Source organism: Vibrio limimangrovi (assembly GCF_054064025.1).
Window position 1 is genome coordinate 506,981 of sequence record NZ_JBSUGF010000008.1, and the last position, 17,781, is coordinate 524,761.

Below are 17,781 nucleotides of genomic sequence, written 5' to 3' on the forward strand. Positions count from 1 at the left end.
ACGCCTTTATATTGAGTTGATGACAATTCGATGGTTTGCTTCATGTTCTGAGATAGCCTTTGCCTCTCATACTCGATAAGAAGAAGTTTAGTGCTAACGCTAAGGATAATAATACAATTCCTAGTGCAACACCTTGAGCAAAAGCGCCTTTACTGCTTTCCATCGCGATAGCAGTAGGAATATTGCGAGTAACGCCCATAATGTTGCCGCCCACCATCATCGAACAGCCAACTTCGGTGACAATCCGCGAGAATCCCGCGATGATCGCTGCAAGCAATGGGAAGCGCGTTTCCCAGATCATCGTAGAGGCAACCCGAGGGAGTGACACGCCCAAAGTAATCGACGTTTCAATCATTCGACGATCGCTCGACTGGAGGGCGCCGTGCATCATTGATACTAAAACAGGAAAGCAGATAAGCATCTGACCAAATATCATCGCTTTTTGGGTAAACAGCATTTGCCAGCCGCCCCAAGGTCCCGCTCTCGAGAGAAGCATGTACAGCAAAAGTCCAATGACAACGGTGGGCACGGCCTGAAGTGTATTCACGATAGACAGCAGAAACCACTTGCCACGAAAATTGGTGTAAGCCAGCACAAAGGACATTAATATCGCCGGCAATACCACTAAAGATACTGCCGTGATAGAAACGCTAAAGGAGACCGCGACGATCTCCCATAGCTCTGCATCAAAATTCACCAGTAGCTTAAGCGCTTCCAGTGTTGTTTCAGCAAGATTCATATAGCGTTATTTAGTTTCTGCATTACCAACGAACAACTGTTCACCGTTTAGACGGAAACTGTTTATCAGTTCCTGACCGTGTGCATCCACAAGCCAATCACTGAATGCTTTCGCACCTTTGTGATTAATAGTTGGGTAACGCTCTGGGTTCACTAAGATAACCTGATATGGGTTAAACAGCATTTCGTCACCTTGGAACAGGATTTCCAGTTCCAGTTTGTTTTGATATGCCAACCAGGTACCGCGGTCGGTCATAGTGTAGCCTTGCATCTCAGAGGCCATGTTCAGAGTAGGGCCCATGCCTTGGCCAACGCTGCGGTAACCACCGAAGTTCGGTTCAATTTTAGTTTGCGCCCAGAAGCCCATCTCTTTCTTGTGTGTGCCTGAATCATCACCACGAGAAATGAAGGTCGCGTCTTTGCTTGCGATTTCTTTAAACACATCAAGGACGTTTTTGTCGTCTTTGATTTCTGCAGGATCGGACTTAGGGCCGACAATCACAAAATCGTTGTACATCAGTTTGCGCGGCATAACACCGTAACCTTTCTCAACAAAATCGCTTTCCGCCTTTGGTGCATGCGTCATCACCAAATCCACGTCACCGTTTTCGCCCATTTTCAGCGCTTTACCTGTTCCTGCAGCAAGAATATCGACTTTGTATCCAGTGTCTTTTTCAAACTGAGGAAGTAGGTAATCCAGTAAGCCAGAGTGATAAGTACTGGTAGTGGTAGCCAAGCGAATATGTTCAGCCTCTTGAGCAGAAAAAGCGGAGTAGCTTACTAGTGTGATTGACGTTGCTGCCAAAGTTAACGCAATTTTTTTCATTTTTATTTGTTTCCTTTCCAATGATGATTCTGCTTCTTTTGTGCTTTTAAAAGCATGAGAAGTTTCCTGGACGATCTTGATTGCTCAAATCCGCAATTACCCAAAGCAGAAGGACAAAACGAGTCCAACATATCAGATAATCTGGACACCCTTTATAGCAAACAAGATGCCAATAATTTACAAGTTAAAATTGTATTATTTATGCGCTATTTCATAGGCTTGTTTAAATAAAACTATTTAGTGGTACAAAATGTCTCATCTGTCTCGGAATGTATCACGCTAAAGTTGGTACACTCTGTCCCATCTCAGCCTTTCCGGGGTAAATATGTCTAACCACTCTCATACTAGTACAAACCAACAATATAACGCCTTTTCCGTGCTTGTCGTCGATGACGAACTGGGCATGCAAGCGATATTAAAAAAAGCACTTGGGAAACTTTTCTCTCAAGTTGATACGGCAGGCAGTATTGAAGACGCAGAGCAGCTGCGCAACGCACGTCATTATGACCTGATTTTGCTCGACATTAACTTACCCGGTCGCTCGGGTATTGAGTGGGAAGAAGTGTTTGAGGACGATGACAGGCGAGCAGACGTGATTTTTATGACGGGTTACGCCGATCTTGAAACCGCAATTCGTGCTCTGCAATTAGGCGCTTCAGACTTTATTCTCAAGCCTTTTAACTTAGAACAAATGCTGAAGTCAGTTATTCGATGTATGGACCGTCGGCTCAACGATCGCATGCACTATGCGATGAAGCGGGACTATCAGCGTCATAACAGTTCAGAAATCATTGGTAATTCAACAACAACAAATCAACTCAAACTACTGATAAGTCAATTTGCGCCTTCTCGTGCGTCTGTATTGATTGAAGGAGAATCAGGCACTGGTAAAGAACTGGTTGCCCGGGGCATTCATCAGGCGAGTGGGAGAACTGGGCCATTTGTTCCTATCAACTGCGGGGCGATTGCACCAGAGTTATTGGAAAGCGAACTGTTTGGTCATATTTCCGGTGCGTTTACTGGCGCTAAGAAATCACGTGAAGGGCTGTTTCGTGTTGCAAATGGCGGGACGCTATTCTTGGATGAGATCGGAGAAATGCCACTGGCTATGCAAGCATCACTTTTACGTGTGTTAGAGCAACGAACCATTCGGCCTGTTGGCTCTGAAAGAGAGATCAGCATTGATGTTCGTGTAGTAGCTGCGACAAACCGAAATCTACAAGAGGAAGTAAACCTTGGTAATTTCCGAAGCGATCTCTATTACCGTCTGAATGTACTTAAAATTGAAGTTTGCCCACTTCGAGACCGCAAACAAGATCTCTTCGAGTTGGTACCGTTTTTTAGCAACATGTTAACAAGAGAATTAGGCATGCCAGCGCCTAAATGGGCTCATGAAGATATGGAAGCGATGAGCGCATACCATTGGCCTGGTAACATTCGTGAGCTAAAAAATCTGATTGAACGTTGTATCCTGCTTGGAAAACCTCCAGCTCACTATTGGCGCGAAATAAACGGTGATCACGTTTTTCCAAATACTTCTACCGAGGTTTCGGCTACAGATGCTCTTGTGGAGTTGAAGGAACACAATGCGTCCACTGGCGAGGGTTATCCCAACGACTGGACCTTGAAAGATGTGGAGAAAGCGCACATTCAACAAGTTGTGAGTCTGCATGATGGTAATAAATCGGCTGCCGCTCGTGATCTCGGTGTCGCACGCAAAACCTTAGAGCGCAAATACAAAGAGTGGGATACAGAGGAAGAGGAATATGCCAACTAAATGGCAACAACACAAAGGACTGTCTAAATGGATGCACCGGTTTAAAACCATGGTGCGTTACCGCTTACTCATTCTGACTTCCGCACCGATCTTTGTGACCCTGCTTGCATTGATTGGCATCACGATTTATTGGTCTATTCAATACACGTGGCAAAGTACTCTTCAGGACGTATCTGAACGGCTTGGGGTAGCGCAAAACAGTGTCGAGTTACTGCAGCAGAAGCAAGCGAACTACGTTAGAGCGTTCGCCGATTCTTTTGATTTTCGTACCCGCATTAATCAACATACGCCGAAAGATGAAATACAAGCATGGGTGAAAGAACAGCAGGGTCGTTACGGTTTAGATTTCCTCTCTTTCAAGTTCGTCAATTCAGTGGAAAATAAGTTTCGCTTCATGGACCTGACTAAACGAGAATCCTTCTTCGATGTCTTAAACAAAGATGAATTGGAACAACTCGACCCAGCATTAGCGAAACGAGCCGAAGTGTCGATTCTGAGCCAAGAGAGTGGATTGGAAACCCGTGGATTAGTGAGCCGTACCGTGATTCCGGTTTACAACCGATTCGATGATTTGATTGGGTTCTTAGACGGTGGGTTACTTCTCAACAACAGTACCGTGTTAGTCGACCAAATCCGTGACCTGATTTACCCAAACAGCAATGACCGTTTGCGTCCGGTGGGCACATTAACTTTGTTTCTTTCCGATCTTCGTGTTAGCACTAACGTACCACTGGATAGTGCTCACCGCCTGGGGCGTGCGATCGGCTCAAAAGTGAGTAATGAAGTCTCTGAACAAGTGCTTTCCCGTGGAGAGCAGTGGGTAGGCCAGGCCTATGTATATGACGCCTGGTATATCACCGCTTATCAACCCATTAAAGACCAATACGATAATGTGATAGGTATGATATACACTGGCTATCTGATGTGGCCATTTGTTAAAGCCTATATCACCAATATCGCGGAAGTCAGCTTAATGACGCTGGTTCTATTAGTGGTATCAGGTGTGATGGTGTATCGCGGTTCAAGAGATTTGTTCAGACCCATTGAGCAGATTCACAGGGTCGTCAAGCTGGTTCAGTTAGGGAAAGAAAAGCGTATCGGTCCTTTGGGACTCGACGATGATCATGAGTTGGCTCAACTGGCCAAGCAATTCGATAATATGCTCGACGCGCTTCAGGTTCGTAAGACTGAGCTTAAGCATGCAGCAGCCCAACTTGAATGCAAAGTACAGGAGCGTACAGCAAGTCTGCGTGATAAAACAGAAGAGTTGGAATTGCACATACATTTGCTCAACCAGACTCGGGATAAACTTATCGTACATGAAAAGCTCTCTGCGCTCGGGGAGTTAACCGCAGGTATTGCACACGAAATAAATAATCCGACCGCCGTCATTCTCGGCAACATAGAACTGATTCAGTTTGAACTCGGCGAGGAGGCGAATCGAGTTCAGGAAGAAATCGATGCCGTTCATTCCCAAATTGACCGAATCAGAAACATCACACGAAGTTTATTGCAATACAGTCGACAAGGTGGCGTCCAAGATGAAATTACATGGCAACGCGTCAATCCAATCATTGATGAAAGCATCACGCTGGTAAAAACAGGGGCCAAAAAGCGGGACATTCAGTTTATCACCGATCTGCAAGCGCATACCTCAGTGGAAATTAACCGTCACCAACTGCTGCAGATTCTGGTGAACTTGCAGATGAATGCGATTCACGCCATGAACGGACAGGGCAAATTGACCGTCAGCAGTAAGGACTGGGTGGAGAATGGAAACGTCAGGGGTGCGGTGATTCGCGTAGCGGATGAAGGGTGTGGTATCAAGCCAGAAAATATCAGTCGTATTTTTTCTCCGTTTTATACAACCAAACGCGAAGGTACTGGTCTGGGGCTCTCCGTTTCACAAAGTATTCTTAGTCAAACCGGTGGTGAGCTGAAAGTCGAGTCCGAATGGGGCAAGGGTAGTGTGTTCAGTATTTACTTGCCGAACAAAGCAGAGTTAATGCTTGAAGTGACCAATATTGCCTGATGCATTGATGAGCGTTCTTTCTCAAACACTAAATATGCCAAAGGGTCAGTTGATTACGGACCCTTTGGCTTAGCTGAGAATCCAAATATTTTAGACGACAGATAAACATCCTCCTATCTCGCTCATTTTCATCCAAAACGATCTTTTTCTGACCAATTAATAAAAACAACACTTGCAGTATGTAGCCTGAACAAGTACCGTTGCCCGGTTTTTCCTAAACTCACTCAAATTGCTAAGGTAAAGGTTTTGATCTCCACAGCGAATATCACTCAACAATTCGGCGCGAAGCCGCTATTCGAAAACATTTCAGTTAAGTTCGGTGAAGGTAACCGTTACGGCTTAATTGGAGCTAATGGTTGTGGTAAATCAACCTTTATGAAAATCCTAAGCGGCGAACTTGAACAGACAAGCGGCAACGTTAGCTACGATCCAAACGAGCGTGTTGCTAAGCTAAATCAGGATCAATTCGCATACGAAGAGTTCACTGTTATCGATACGGTAATCATGGGCCACAAAGAGCTATGGGAAGTGAAGAAAGAGCGTGACCGCATTTACTCTTTGGCTGAGATGAGCGAAGAAGACGGCATGAAAGTAGCTGACCTTGAAGTTGAGTTCGCAGAAATGGACGGCTACATGGCAGAAGCAAAAGCGGGTGAACTTCTTCTTGCTGTAGGTATTCCACTGGAACAGCACTTTGGTCTTATGAGCGAAGTTGCGCCAGGTTGGAAACTTCGTGTCCTGCTTGCACAGGTTCTATTTGCTGACCCAGATATCATGCTGCTTGACGAACCAACCAACAACCTGGATATGGACACTATCCGTTGGTTGGAAGACACGCTCAACGCGCGTAACTGCACCATGATTATTATCTCGCACGACCGCCACTTCCTAAACTCAGTTTGCACGCACATGGCTGACTTGGATTACGGTGAGCTACGTGTTTACCCAGGTAACTACGACGAGTATATGACAGCGGCTTCACAAGCTCGTGAACGTCTACTAAACGACAACGCAAAGAAAAAAGCACAAATCGCTGAACTACAAACCTTCGTTGCACGTTTCTCTGCAAACGCATCGAAAGCAAAGCAAGCAACATCTCGTGCTAAGCAAATTGACAAGATCAAACTGGACGAAGTTAAAGCGTCTAGCCGTCAAAACCCATTCATTCGTTTTGAACAGTCTAAAGAGCTATTCCGTAACGCTCTGATTGTTGAAAACCTGAGCCAAGGTTTTGAAGATGACCTGTTCGCGAACTTCAATGCAATATTTGAAGTAGGTGAGCGCGTAGCCATTATTGGTGAGAACGGTGTAGGTAAAACCACGCTGTTGAATACTTTGGCTGGCGTTCTGGAACCTCGTACAGGTACGTACAAATGGTCTGAGAACTCAAACATCGGTTACTACGCACAAGACCATGCACATGAATTTGCAGAAGACTTAAACTTGACAGATTGGATGGGTCAATGGCGTCAGGAAGGCGATGATGAGCAAGTCGTACGCAGTTTCCTGGGCCGCATGCTATTTGGCCAGGATGACATCAAGAAGTCGGTAAAAGTACTGTCAGGTGGTGAGCAAGGTCGTATGTTGCTTGGTAAACTGATGATGCACAAACCAAATATGCTGCTGATGGACGAACCAACCAACCACATGGACATGGAATCGATCGAATCTTTAAACACGGCCCTGGAGCAGTACAAAGGTACGCTATTCTTCGTATCACACGACCGAGTATTCGTAGACTCTCTGGCGACGCGCATCATTGAAATTCGTGATGGTAAGATCACAGACTTTAAAGGTACTTACTCAGAGTTCCTTAAATCTCGTGGTGTTGCTCAGTAACACAACGATGTAGACAGACGCTATGAAATTAAAAAGACCTCACTGCGAGGTCTTTTTTTGTGCGCTTATTCCTTGAATTGACCGGTTAGGTAAGCATAAATCCCAACAACACCGAATGTAATTATCATCGAAACCATAATGCCACTCGGCGTGAGCAAAAAGTTCCAAAGCTGATCATTGTCCATCGTTCACATCCTTTGTGAAATAAGTAGTATAGAAAAACACCAACAGTAATAAACGATATGTATTTCTAGCTTGTTACAGCACTCGAGAATTGTGTTACTTTTTGTTGTACAAGACGTTGCTTGCAGGTCTATTGGTAATCGAAAAACTTCACCGTGTTCTCAACCAATTTCCTTACGCCATTTCGAATCACTCACTGTGATTAATATTAAGTCTACACCAAACTTCAACTTTGCGAATTATTCGTCGCTGACACCTTTGACATCAAACTCAATTTTTTCTGCTCCAGTAAATACCTGGAAGCGCAGACCTTTTGCGCGCGCAATCGTGGTAATGCCATACTGTCGGGCGAGATCTAAACCCATCTGCGTTACGCCAGAACGAGAGAGGAGCACCGGAATCCCCATTTGAGCGACTTTGATGACCATCTCTGAGGTCAGGCGGCCAGTGGTGTAAAAGATTTTATCTTCACCTGTCTCCTGATTTAACCACATCTCACCAGCTAGCGTATCTACAGCATTGTGACGACCTACATCTTCAACGAAAGACATTACCTGATTATTTTGACACACCGCGCAGCCATGCACGGCGCCAGCTTTCCTGTAGGTATCGTTGTAATGTGTTAGGGCTTCAAGTGTGGCATAGATATCTGACTGCTTGAGCAGTACTTGCGGCACCTGATAGTTTTCTAGCTGCTTCATCACATTGCCGTACATGGTGCCTTGTCCACAACCCGAAGTAACCGTTTTCTTTTTTAACGCGCCTTCCAGATACTCGGTATCTTCTTTCGTTATAACGGCGGCAGAGTGGGTTTCCCAGTCGATAATGACGGACTCTATAGCGTCAGGATCAGACAAGAAGCTTTGGTTCTTCAAATAACCTAAAACGAGGGCATCAGGGCGAGAGCCAATGGTCATCAGCGTAACGATCTCTTTCCAGTTCAGCAGTACCGTCAAAGGACGCTCACAAGCGATTTGTTTCGTCAGCTTTTCACCGTATTCATCGTACACATCGACTTCGATGGTTTGCAGGGGATTTTCACTGGTTCTAATAATATTTGGTTTTACCACGTTGTTGTCCTAATCAGTGAGGGAGTGCTCAACTCCGCTGGAATATTGTAATTATTGTGCAGTTTGTTCAGCAAATATCATTCCAACATAGCGCTTGCGGCAAAAAATGCGAGTCTTTCAGTCTGGTAAACATAAAAATTGAGAGTTCGCAGGAATGACACACTCGCTTGTTTGTGTTTCGACTAAGTTAGTATTAATTCTCTTAGCTTAGTGTTTATTAATATGATTGATTTGGCGCATTTATTGCTTTGTAACCTAAGAGGTTTGCAAGCAAAGGACAAAATGTCCTTTCCGCCAACAGACCTGGTAAGTAAGTTGGGTGAGTTATGTCAGACAATAATAAAGATTTAGAAAACAAATACGAGAAGACCGAAGATTCATGGCCTATGGGCATAGAGCTGGTTGAACATGAAATTATCACAGGTGCATGGTTAACAACCCAATGGCAGTTAACCAGTTTTCAGTTGACTCCGAATGACGAAACATCTGATGTTTGTCTGCTCCAACTGCACAGAGACGAACGTACTGATTACCGATTTAATTTAAGCTCTCAAAAGCCAAAACTCTTTCTGGTAATGGATAACCTCGATTCCGGAGAGAAACCTACGATACAGCTTCTTACTGCTTCTCAAGCCGTTGCTGCGCGGTATATGGATGGAGACAATCTGGTCTTGTCTAATGACATGCCCTTACCAGTACAGGCATGGATGGAGGCGTACATCGGGCGCAACGGTGAAATGTTAGAGGTCAAACGTAAGAAACGAAAAGGAGCAGGTAGAGCAAATGGCAACTAGCAGTTTTATAAGCCGTTGGTCAAAACGCAAGTTAGAAGAAGCCTCAAGTGAAGACCATGATCTAAATGTCGACCTAAACACAAATGCACACAGTGACTTAGAGCTAACTCAAACTGAAGCAACATTCGTAAAACCTGACGATGGGTCTGTTGATAAAGTCAACGTTGAACAAGCCAACGCAACAGCCCCAGCGCCTGAAGAATCAAAACCAGAAGAGATGTCTATTGCGAGCTTACTGGTTTCTGAAGCTTCAGAGAGTGTGAAGAAAGCCGCATTACGTAAGCTCTTCTTATCAGAAGAGTTTAATGTTCGGGATGGCTTAGACGATTACGACGATGATTATAGTAATCTGAAGTCAATGTCTGAAGGTATCGCAGAAACTCTGCGTGATTGGGTTAAAGAGAAGACAGACGAAGCCCCTCCGATTGATGAAGATCATACAACAGTGGCGGACACGGAGCCTGAGGTTGTCGCCCCTGATGAGTCAGAACAAGAAAATGCCAAAAATCCACAAAATAACGAAAAGCTGTATATAAACACAGTGCCTAACAAAAGTGGCACTTTAGAGCAAGAAACGGCATCAGAGCAAATATCAGCATCTGATCAATTAGGACAAAATATACCACAGCAAAAATAGGTACATTTTGACTAAATACTCAACGAACCGAGTGGGACAAATTGTCTCATTCGGTTTTTTTATCGGAAAAATTTGCCAACTATGATTATAACTAACTGTATTTGTTCAATTATTTAGTTTGGCACACCCTTTGCTATTAATGCTTCAGAACTGATCTTCTGACGTTTAGAACGCATGTACTTTGCTTGGCTTTGTACTCTGATACTCCGATATATAAGATCTTATTTATATATTCATCAGCAGAACCTGCGTTGCTAACTACAATGAAGATAGAAAATTATCCATGTTAATCAATGGAAACGAGCAATGTTGAAACAACTATTAGAACAAACAACTTCCAGTAATGGTGAAGCAAGACTGTACGCTTTTGAAAATACCGTAGAGTTGACGAATCTCATCCCACCTACAGTGAGCTACGAAAGTGGTGGTAATACACTGATTATTGGTCCTACAGCGATCATTGAAAGTGCTGCTGCACAATTACCACAAATGAACAGCCTGACACTGCTTTCAACGGATGGGGAAAAGGGCAACAACCCTGAGGTTTACTACACAAACTCTGTTCAGGTTTCAGGTTTCCTAGGGACATTTGAAGTCATAATCGAAAATAATGGTGCTACGAACAATTTAGCGAAAATTGCTATTAATAGTGATTGTTTCGATATCGTGCTCGATCTCTGCCTAAACAGTTGCATGTCAGAAGAGGTTCCGGCTCCGGGTTATTATCCAGTAGGGCGCGGTTATCCGAAACTGGCTGAAGCATTGGAAGAGATCCCAACTTTGATGGGGACGTTCGATAAACCGAAATTTTTCCGTTTAGACACAGATCTATGTGCACACAGCTCACGAGGCGTCAAAGGTTGTGAGCGTTGTGTTGATGCTTGTCCGGCAGGTGCATTATCAAGCGAAGGCAGTGACAAAACAGGTCATCGTATTGAGATTAACCCATACCTATGTCAGGGAGTGGGAACTTGTGCGACGGCGTGTCCTACTGAAGCGATTCATTACGCACTCCCAAATCCAGAAGATACTCAAAAATTCATTGAACGTACGCTGGCAAATTACGAGAAAGCAGGCGGCGTTGATCCTATCGTGCTTATTTGTAGTTCACGCCATGAAACGTATAACGTGATGGCTCTGAAAGCGCTACCAGATAACGTTATTCCAATTGTGGTAGAAGAACTTCCTTCCGTTGGTATCGATACCTGGTTTGCAGCACTGGTCAACGGTGCAACTCAAGTTTTATTTGCTGCCTCTCGTTTTATGCCTCCAACCATTTTGAGAGTACTTAATAGTGAAGTTGGTATTGCTCAAGAACTGCTTGATCAACTTGGTATTGCAAAAGAAACCATCGATATCCTTTATTTAGAGTCTCTGCGTGAAGGGGCTCCTACGCTTTGTACGGATTCATTCGACTTAGCGTTGGGCGAGTTACAAGGCAATAAACGTCAGCGCCTGTTTACCGCTTTGGATGCACTGTCAGCATCACGTATTCCTGTAGAAAATGTAGTTGAACTCCCTGTCAATGCTCCATATGGCTCAGTTTCTTGTGAAAGCAAAGACTGTACGTTGTGTATGAGCTGTGTGGCGGTTTGTCCGACTCGTGCTCTGCATACCGATGGTAAATCTCCATCACTTAAGTTTGTTGAACAAGATTGCGTTCAATGCGGTTTATGTGCGAAAGCCTGTCCGGAAAATGTCCTGACTTTGTCTCCGCGTATGAACTGGGTGAAAGAAGAACGCCAGAAATCAGTGGTTATTCATCAGGAGAAGGCGGCGGAATGTCTTCGTTGCCACAAGCCTTTCGCTCCTCAATCAATGATCGATATGTTGCAAAACAAGCTTCGTGGTCACTCCCACTTTAGTGATGAAGCAGCAATTAACCGTATTGCGATGTGTGAAGACTGCCGTGTCGTCGACATGTTCGAATCGATGGCCTCTGACCCGTTGAAACAACTGAAATATTAGGAGCCCACAGTGGAAAAACAACAAGACCAAACGCTGAGAACGGAAATTTACCTTGTTTTATCCGCGCTTTTCCGTGGTGCACCAAGTAAAGAGATGCTTGATTTTCTGAAGTCATTGGAAGTTGAACCTTCGGCTAGCGCAATGCAACAAGCTTGGATTGCGCTTCAACATGCCGCTAATCAAGCCGATCGCGAAGACCTTGAAGATGAATATCAAAATCTGTTTATCGGTATCGGTCGTGGTGAAGTCGTGCCATTTGGATCATGGCACCGTACCGGTTCAATGATGGAAAAACCCTTGGCTGAGATTCGACACGATCTTGAGTTATTAGGTATTGAACGTGCTGACAATGTAAAAGAACCAGAAGATCATATTTCAGCCCTTTGTGAAGTCATGGCAATGCTTACTGAAGAAGAAGAGGGGCTGCAACAAGCCGTGTTTAATAAACACATTGCTCCTTGGTTTAGCGCATTCACTCACCAGCTTGAAAACGCTGAGAGCGTCGATTTTTACAAGCCAGCAGCGCAACTTTGTGACGCATTTTTAACTCTGGAACAGGTGCGTTTTAGTGAGAACACAAAGAGCAGTAAAGCCAAATTTAAAATTGATGTGAAAAACGTCACTGATTACGAGTAATCGAGCAGTACTTGGTCATATCGATAGAGAGGCATTAACCTCCACAGATCTACCGGAAGGTAAGGAAGCAAAGATGAAAGATAATAAAACAATAAACTCAAGCCGCAGGGAGCTACTAAAAGGCTTCACAACCGCTGCCGTTGCAGGTGCCGTCGTCGCAGGAACCACAAAAGTGGCTAATGCTTCGGAGACGGTTGAGTCTTCAGAAAATGATGTGAAGAAGAAAGGCTATCGTGAAACTCAACACATTCGTGATTACTACGACACACTTTAGGAGATAACGGATGAAACTTATCAAACGCTCCGACAGTGTGAGCAAAGAAACTAACCAGCTTGGCATTTCTCGCCGTGCATTCATGAGAAATACATCGCTTGCTGCTGGTGGTGCAGTGGTTGGTGCCAGTCTGTTTGCACCGGGCATGATGAAAAAAGCACAAGCGAAATCCGTCGATCCAGAAGCGGCAACAGAAATTAAGCGTACGATCTGTTCTCACTGTTCCGTGGGCTGTGGGATTTATGCTGAAGTTCAAAATGGTGTTTGGACAGGTCAGGAACCCGCTTTTGACCACCCATTTAACGCTGGTGGACACTGTGCAAAAGGTGCAGCTCTACGTGAGCACGGACATGGTGAACGTCGCCTTAAATACCCAATGAAGCTAGAAAACGGAAAGTGGAAAAAGCTCTCTTGGGATGAAGCCATCGAAGAGATCGGTAACAAGGTATTAGATATCCGCAAAGAATCCGGTCCTGATTCCGTTTATTTCCTGGGCAGTGCAAAACACAGCAATGAGCAGGCGTACCTGTTCCGTAAAATGGCATCACTTTGGGGTACCAACAACGTTGACCACCAAGCGCGTATCTGTCACTCAACCACGGTGGCGGGTGTAGCAAACACGTGGGGCTACGGTGCGATGACCAACTCTTTCAATGACATGCACAACTCGAAGTCGATGCTGTTCATTGGCTCAAACCCTGCTGAAGCGCACCCTGTAGCGATGCAACACATTCTTATCGCCAAAGAGAAAAACAACTGTAAGATCATCGTTGCTGATCCTCGTCGCACTCGTACCGCAGCTAAATCCGATCACTACGTTTCTCTTCGTCCTGGCTCTGACGTTGCGTTCATTTGGGGTCTGTTATGGCACATCTTTGAAAACGAGTGGGAAGACAAAGAATTCATCCGTCAGCGTGTATTTGGTATGGATGAAATCCGAGCTGAAGTGGCTAAATGGACTCCATCGGAAGTTGAACGTGTAACAGGCGTGACTGAAGAAGATGTTTACCATACCGCGAAACTGCTCTCAGATAACCGCCCTGGCTGTATCATCTGGTGTATGGGTGGTACGCAGCACACCACAGGCAACAACAACACACGTGCTTACTGTGTTCTGGAACTTGCTCTGGGCAATATCGGTAAATCTGGTGGTGGTGCAAACATTTTCCGTGGCCACGATAACGTACAAGGTGCAACAGACCTAGGCGTACTTTCTGATACCTTACCAGGCTACTATGGGCTTGCTGAAGGCTCATGGCGTCACTGGTCAAAAGTTTGGGATATCGATTACGAATGGATCAAAGAACGGTTCGATGACAACGAATATGGCGGCCAAAAACCAATGCATAGCGCTGGTATTCCGGTCTCTCGTTGGATTGATGGTGTTTTAGAAAATAAAGATAACATCCAACAGCGTGAAAATATCCGTGCAATGTTTTATTGGGGGCACGCAGTAAACTCTCAAACTCGTGGTGTTGAGATGAAAAAGGCGATGCAGAAACTGGATATGATGGTCATCGTCGACCCATACCCAACGGTAGCAGCGGTAATGAACGATCGTACCGATGGTGTTTACCTGCTTCCTGCAACGACTCAGTTTGAAACTTACGGCAGTGTAACGGCATCAAACCGTTCTCTTCAATGGCGTGATCAGGTTATCGAACCTTTGTTTGAGTCAAAACCTGACCATGAAATCATGTACCTGTTGTCACAAAAACTTGGGTTTGCTGATCTTCTGTGCAAAAACATCCGTGTAGAAAACAACCAGCCTCTTATTGAAGATCTCACCCGCGAGTTCAATAAAGGCATGTGGACAATTGGTTACACAGGTCAAAGCCCTGAACGCCTTAAAGCGCATCAACAAAACTGGCATACCTTCCACAAAACCACACTCGAGGCCGAGGGCGGTCCGATTAATGGCGAGACCTATGGTCTACCTTGGCCATGTTGGGGCACGCCAGAGATGGGGCACCCAGGTACTCACATTCTTTACGATACCTCGAAAACCGTTGCTGAAGGTGGCGGTACCTTCCGTACGCGCTTTGGTGTGGAATTTGAAGGTAAGAGTCTACTAGCCGAAGACAGCTATTCGAAAGGCAGTGAAATCAAAGATGGTTACCCGGAGTTCACTGACAAACTGCTTAAACAGCTTGGATGGTGGGATGATCTAACGGCGGAAGAGAAAGTCGCTGCAGAAGGCAAGAACTGGAAAACTGACTTGTCCGGTGGTATTCAGCGTGTCGCGATTGCACACGGTTGTATTCCATTTGGTAACGCCAAAGCTCGCGCCATAGTCTGGACATTCCCAGATAGAGTCCCGCTGCACCGCGAACCGTTATATACACCGAGACGTGACCTTGTAGCAGATTACCCTACATGGGATGACAAAGAAGCGATCTTCCGTGTTCCGACCTTGTACAAATCTATCCAGGATCAGGATAAGTCTGGCGAATACCCAATTGTTCTGACTTCAGGACGCTTGGTGGAATACGAAGGTGGTGGTGACGAGACCCGTTCAAACCCTTGGCTTGCAGAGTTGCAACAAGAAATGTTCGTAGAAGTAAACCCGAAAGACGCGAACGATCTTGGCTTCAAAGATGGTGACGAAGTTTGGGTTGAAGGTGCGGAAAAAGGCCGAATTAAGGTGAAAGCGATGGTAACTCGTCGTGTTAAACCAGGATTGGCATTCATTCCATTTCACTTTGGCGGTGAATTCGAGGGAGAGGATTTACGTCCTAAATACCCTGAAGGCACTCAACCTTATGTGAGTGGTGAGTCTGCTAATACGGCAACCACTTACGGTTACGACCCTGTCACCTTGATGCAGGAAACCAAAGTAACCCTATGTAACATTCGTAAAGCGTAAGGAGTCTTAAGATGGCACGAATGAAATTCCTATGTGACACCAAACGCTGTATCGAGTGTAACGGCTGTGTTACTGCATGTAAGAACGAAAACGATGATGCTCTAGAGTGGGGAATCCAGCGTCGCCGCGTCGTAACACTCAACGATGGTGAAGCGGGTGAAAACTCAATCTCTGTAGCTTGTATGCACTGTACTGACGCGCCATGTATGGCAGTTTGTCCGGCAGATTGCTTTGAACACACAGAAGACGGCATCGTACTGCACAACAAAGATCTTTGCATTGGTTGTGGTTACTGTCTGTTTGCATGTCCATTTGGTGCGCCGCAGTTCCCTAAACAGGAAGCGTTTGGTGAGCGTGGCAAAATGGATAAATGTACCTTCTGTGCAGGAGGTCCAGAAACTGAACCAGGTTCGGTTGAAGAGCGCCAAAAATATGGTGCAAACCGTATTGCAGAAGGCAAGCTGCCTATGTGTGCATCACTCTGTTCAACAAAAGCACTACTGGCGGGCGATGCAGATAAAGTATCTGATATTTTCCGTCAGCGTGTTGTTGAACGTGGGGCTAAGAATGCAGGTTGGACAGACGGAAATGATCTTTCTTACGACGCAACCAAAAGCTAAGTAAGGAGGGACACATGTTAAACACTCTAAAACGTGCGTCTCTGGTAATGCTGTCAGTGTTGACAGCATTACTGCTGACTTTCTCCATGCCAACGGCCGCAGAAGAGCAATCCTCTAAAGTCGTACAGCAGGAGATGACTCAACTGGCAGGTGCGGATTATTGGCGTCAGGTAAGGCAGGGGGAGTCGGGTTACACCACGTCCCAGTCCCCGGAGCATGGCGTTCTAATCAGTAAGCCTGGTGAGACCTGGTACATCCTTAAAGAAAAATGGATGTCACCTGCTGGTGCCATCGCTATTTTCGGTAGTATCGCGATGGTTGTGTTGGCTTATGTTTTTGTTGGTCCTCTGATGCTAAGCAAGCCTCGAACAGGCAAAAAGATTAAGCGCTGGTCTCGACTCGATCGTGCACTGCACTGGAGCATGGCATTTACCTTTTTAACCCTGGCATTCAGTGGATTGATGTTGGTTTATGGTAAACACTTCCTGAAACCATACGTACCTAGTGAGTTCTGGGGTTTCATCGTTATGTTGGCGAAGCAATACCACAACTATATGGGACCGTTGTTTTTCATCTTGTTAATGTTAATTCTGCTGAAATGGTGGCGTAAATCGATCCCGAACATGACTGACGTACGTTGGTTCATGAAAATGGGCGGGATGGTTGGTAAACACAAAGGCACTCATCCATCGGCAGGTTTCTCAAACGGTGGTGAGAAAGCGGTATACTGGTTGCTAATTTTTGTCGGTGCTATCGCTGCAGCAAGTGGACTGGTTTTGGATTTCCCTATCTTTGATCAAACCCGCCGTGATATGGAGTTGTCTAACCTGATTCACGCAGTCTCGGCACTCATTCTTATCTGCGGCTTTGTTTTCCACATCTATATTGGCTTGTTCGGTATGGAAGGCGCACTCGAAGGCATGGTGACGGGTGAGGTTGACGAGACATGGGCGAAGGAACACCACGATCTTTGGTATGAAGAAGTGAAATCTAAAGAGGCGATGGGAGAATCAGACGAGGTTAAAGCAACAGATAAAGGAGAAAAAGCGAATGAACAAACATCATAACGGGATTTGGGTTGCTTATATCCTGAGTTGTTTTACCCCATTTACGTTTTTGATCTCAGGCGTTATCGCCATTATTTATGCTGGCTATCGTTTGGATAAAGGGGAAGACAGTGATGTGGTGATTTCGCACTACTATGGCTTAATCCGCACCTTCTTCCTGTACCTCACGTTCTTTGTTGTTTTGATCGTTACGGTAGCGACCACAAACGGTGTATTAAAAGGTGTAAGTAATTATTGGGTCCGAAGTTCACTGTTAGACACTATCGCTTATGTTATTCCTTATATAGGTAGCTTGTTCGCTTTAGTAGCGATAGGGGTGTGGATTTGGCGAATGCTCCAGGGTATGCATCAGTTACGTAATAACAAGCCACATAGACCATCAACAGGACCAAACCTGTAATAAAAATGCACACAAACTAAAAACCGCCTTTTTGGCGGTTTTTTTCTAAAAAAC

General features: G+C 45.2%; 15 protein-coding genes. 12 read left to right on the top strand and 3 right to left on the bottom strand.

Annotation, left to right across the window (positions count from 1 at the left end; all coding sequences use genetic code 11):
• Positions 1-40: 40 nt before the first annotated feature.
• Entirely contained in the window at positions 41-739 is a 699-nt protein-coding gene (locus tag ACWYU8_RS13080; protein ID WP_457520064.1) for an ABC transporter permease, read from the bottom strand.
• A gap of 6 nt (positions 740-745) precedes the next feature.
• On the bottom strand, positions 746-1,564 hold the full coding sequence (locus ACWYU8_RS13085) for a substrate-binding domain-containing protein (protein ID WP_457520066.1): 819 nt from the start codon (positions 1,562-1,564) through the stop codon (positions 746-748).
• Between the two features lie 325 nt (positions 1,565-1,889).
• Between ACWYU8_RS13085 and ACWYU8_RS13090 the strand changes: the two genes are divergently transcribed.
• From ACWYU8_RS13090 to ACWYU8_RS13100, 3 genes are all read left to right on the top strand, one after another.
• On the top strand, positions 1,890-3,341 hold the full coding sequence (locus ACWYU8_RS13090) for a sigma-54-dependent transcriptional regulator (RefSeq protein ID WP_457520067.1): 1,452 nt from the start codon (positions 1,890-1,892) through the stop codon (positions 3,339-3,341).
• Positions 3,331-5,373, top strand: coding sequence for a sensor histidine kinase (locus ACWYU8_RS13095; protein WP_457520069.1), 2,043 nt, complete (start codon positions 3,331-3,333; stop codon positions 5,371-5,373). The genes ACWYU8_RS13090 and ACWYU8_RS13095 overlap by 11 nt, the downstream gene beginning before the upstream one ends.
• A gap of 246 nt (positions 5,374-5,619) precedes the next feature.
• Positions 5,620-7,212 (top strand): ABC-F family ATPase, encoded by a 1,593-nt coding sequence (locus tag ACWYU8_RS13100; protein WP_457520071.1) that lies wholly within the window; start codon positions 5,620-5,622, stop codon positions 7,210-7,212.
• 422 nt (positions 7,213-7,634) lie between these two features.
• Here the strand turns inward: ACWYU8_RS13100 and ACWYU8_RS13105 are convergent, their stop codons facing one another.
• The gene (locus ACWYU8_RS13105) at positions 7,635-8,465 is read right to left on the bottom strand and encodes a formate dehydrogenase accessory sulfurtransferase FdhD (protein WP_457520073.1); all 831 of its coding nucleotides are present in this window, start codon (positions 8,463-8,465) and stop codon (positions 7,635-7,637) included.
• A gap of 326 nt (positions 8,466-8,791) precedes the next feature.
• Between ACWYU8_RS13105 and ACWYU8_RS13110 the strand changes: the two genes are divergently transcribed.
• The 9 genes from ACWYU8_RS13110 (at position 8,792) to ACWYU8_RS13150 (ending at position 17,727) form a co-directional block, all read left to right on the top strand.
• A complete protein-coding gene (locus ACWYU8_RS13110; protein WP_457520075.1) occupies positions 8,792-9,259 on the top strand; it encodes a DUF3305 domain-containing protein in 468 nt (155 codons plus the stop codon).
• Positions 9,249-9,896: a DUF3306 domain-containing protein gene (locus tag ACWYU8_RS13115; protein WP_457520077.1), complete on the top strand. Its 648-nt coding sequence runs from the start codon at positions 9,249-9,251 to the stop codon at positions 9,894-9,896. The genes ACWYU8_RS13110 and ACWYU8_RS13115 overlap by 11 nt, the downstream gene beginning before the upstream one ends.
• A 306-nt stretch (positions 9,897-10,202) precedes the next feature.
• Positions 10,203-11,864, top strand: a complete 1,662-nt coding sequence (locus ACWYU8_RS13120; RefSeq protein ID WP_457520079.1) for a 4Fe-4S dicluster domain-containing protein — start codon at positions 10,203-10,205, stop codon at positions 11,862-11,864.
• A gap of 9 nt (positions 11,865-11,873) precedes the next feature.
• On the top strand, positions 11,874-12,500 hold the full coding sequence (locus ACWYU8_RS13125; RefSeq protein WP_457520081.1) for a TorD/DmsD family molecular chaperone: 627 nt from the start codon (positions 11,874-11,876) through the stop codon (positions 12,498-12,500).
• A 73-nt stretch (positions 12,501-12,573) separates the two neighbouring features.
• Positions 12,574-12,774: a transcriptional initiation protein Tat gene (locus ACWYU8_RS13130; RefSeq protein WP_457520083.1), complete on the top strand. Its 201-nt coding sequence runs from the start codon at positions 12,574-12,576 to the stop codon at positions 12,772-12,774.
• 10 nt (positions 12,775-12,784) lie between these two features.
• Complete coding sequence (locus ACWYU8_RS13135) at positions 12,785-15,640, top strand: formate dehydrogenase subunit alpha (protein ID WP_457520085.1); 2,856 nt, start codon at positions 12,785-12,787, stop codon at positions 15,638-15,640.
• An 11-nt stretch (positions 15,641-15,651) separates the two neighbouring features.
• A complete protein-coding gene (fdh3B, locus tag ACWYU8_RS13140) occupies positions 15,652-16,260 on the top strand; it encodes a formate dehydrogenase FDH3 subunit beta (protein WP_118118531.1) in 609 nt (202 codons plus the stop codon).
• 14 nt (positions 16,261-16,274) lie between these two features.
• Positions 16,275-17,327 carry a formate dehydrogenase subunit gamma gene (locus ACWYU8_RS13145; RefSeq protein WP_457520087.1) on the top strand — a complete coding sequence of 351 codons (1,053 nt, stop codon included), beginning with the start codon at positions 16,275-16,277 and terminating at the stop codon, positions 17,325-17,327.
• Positions 17,311-17,727: a hypothetical protein gene (locus ACWYU8_RS13150; protein WP_457520089.1), complete on the top strand. Its 417-nt coding sequence runs from the start codon at positions 17,311-17,313 to the stop codon at positions 17,725-17,727. The genes ACWYU8_RS13145 and ACWYU8_RS13150 overlap by 17 nt, the downstream gene beginning before the upstream one ends.
• Positions 17,728-17,781 lie beyond the last annotated feature (54 nt).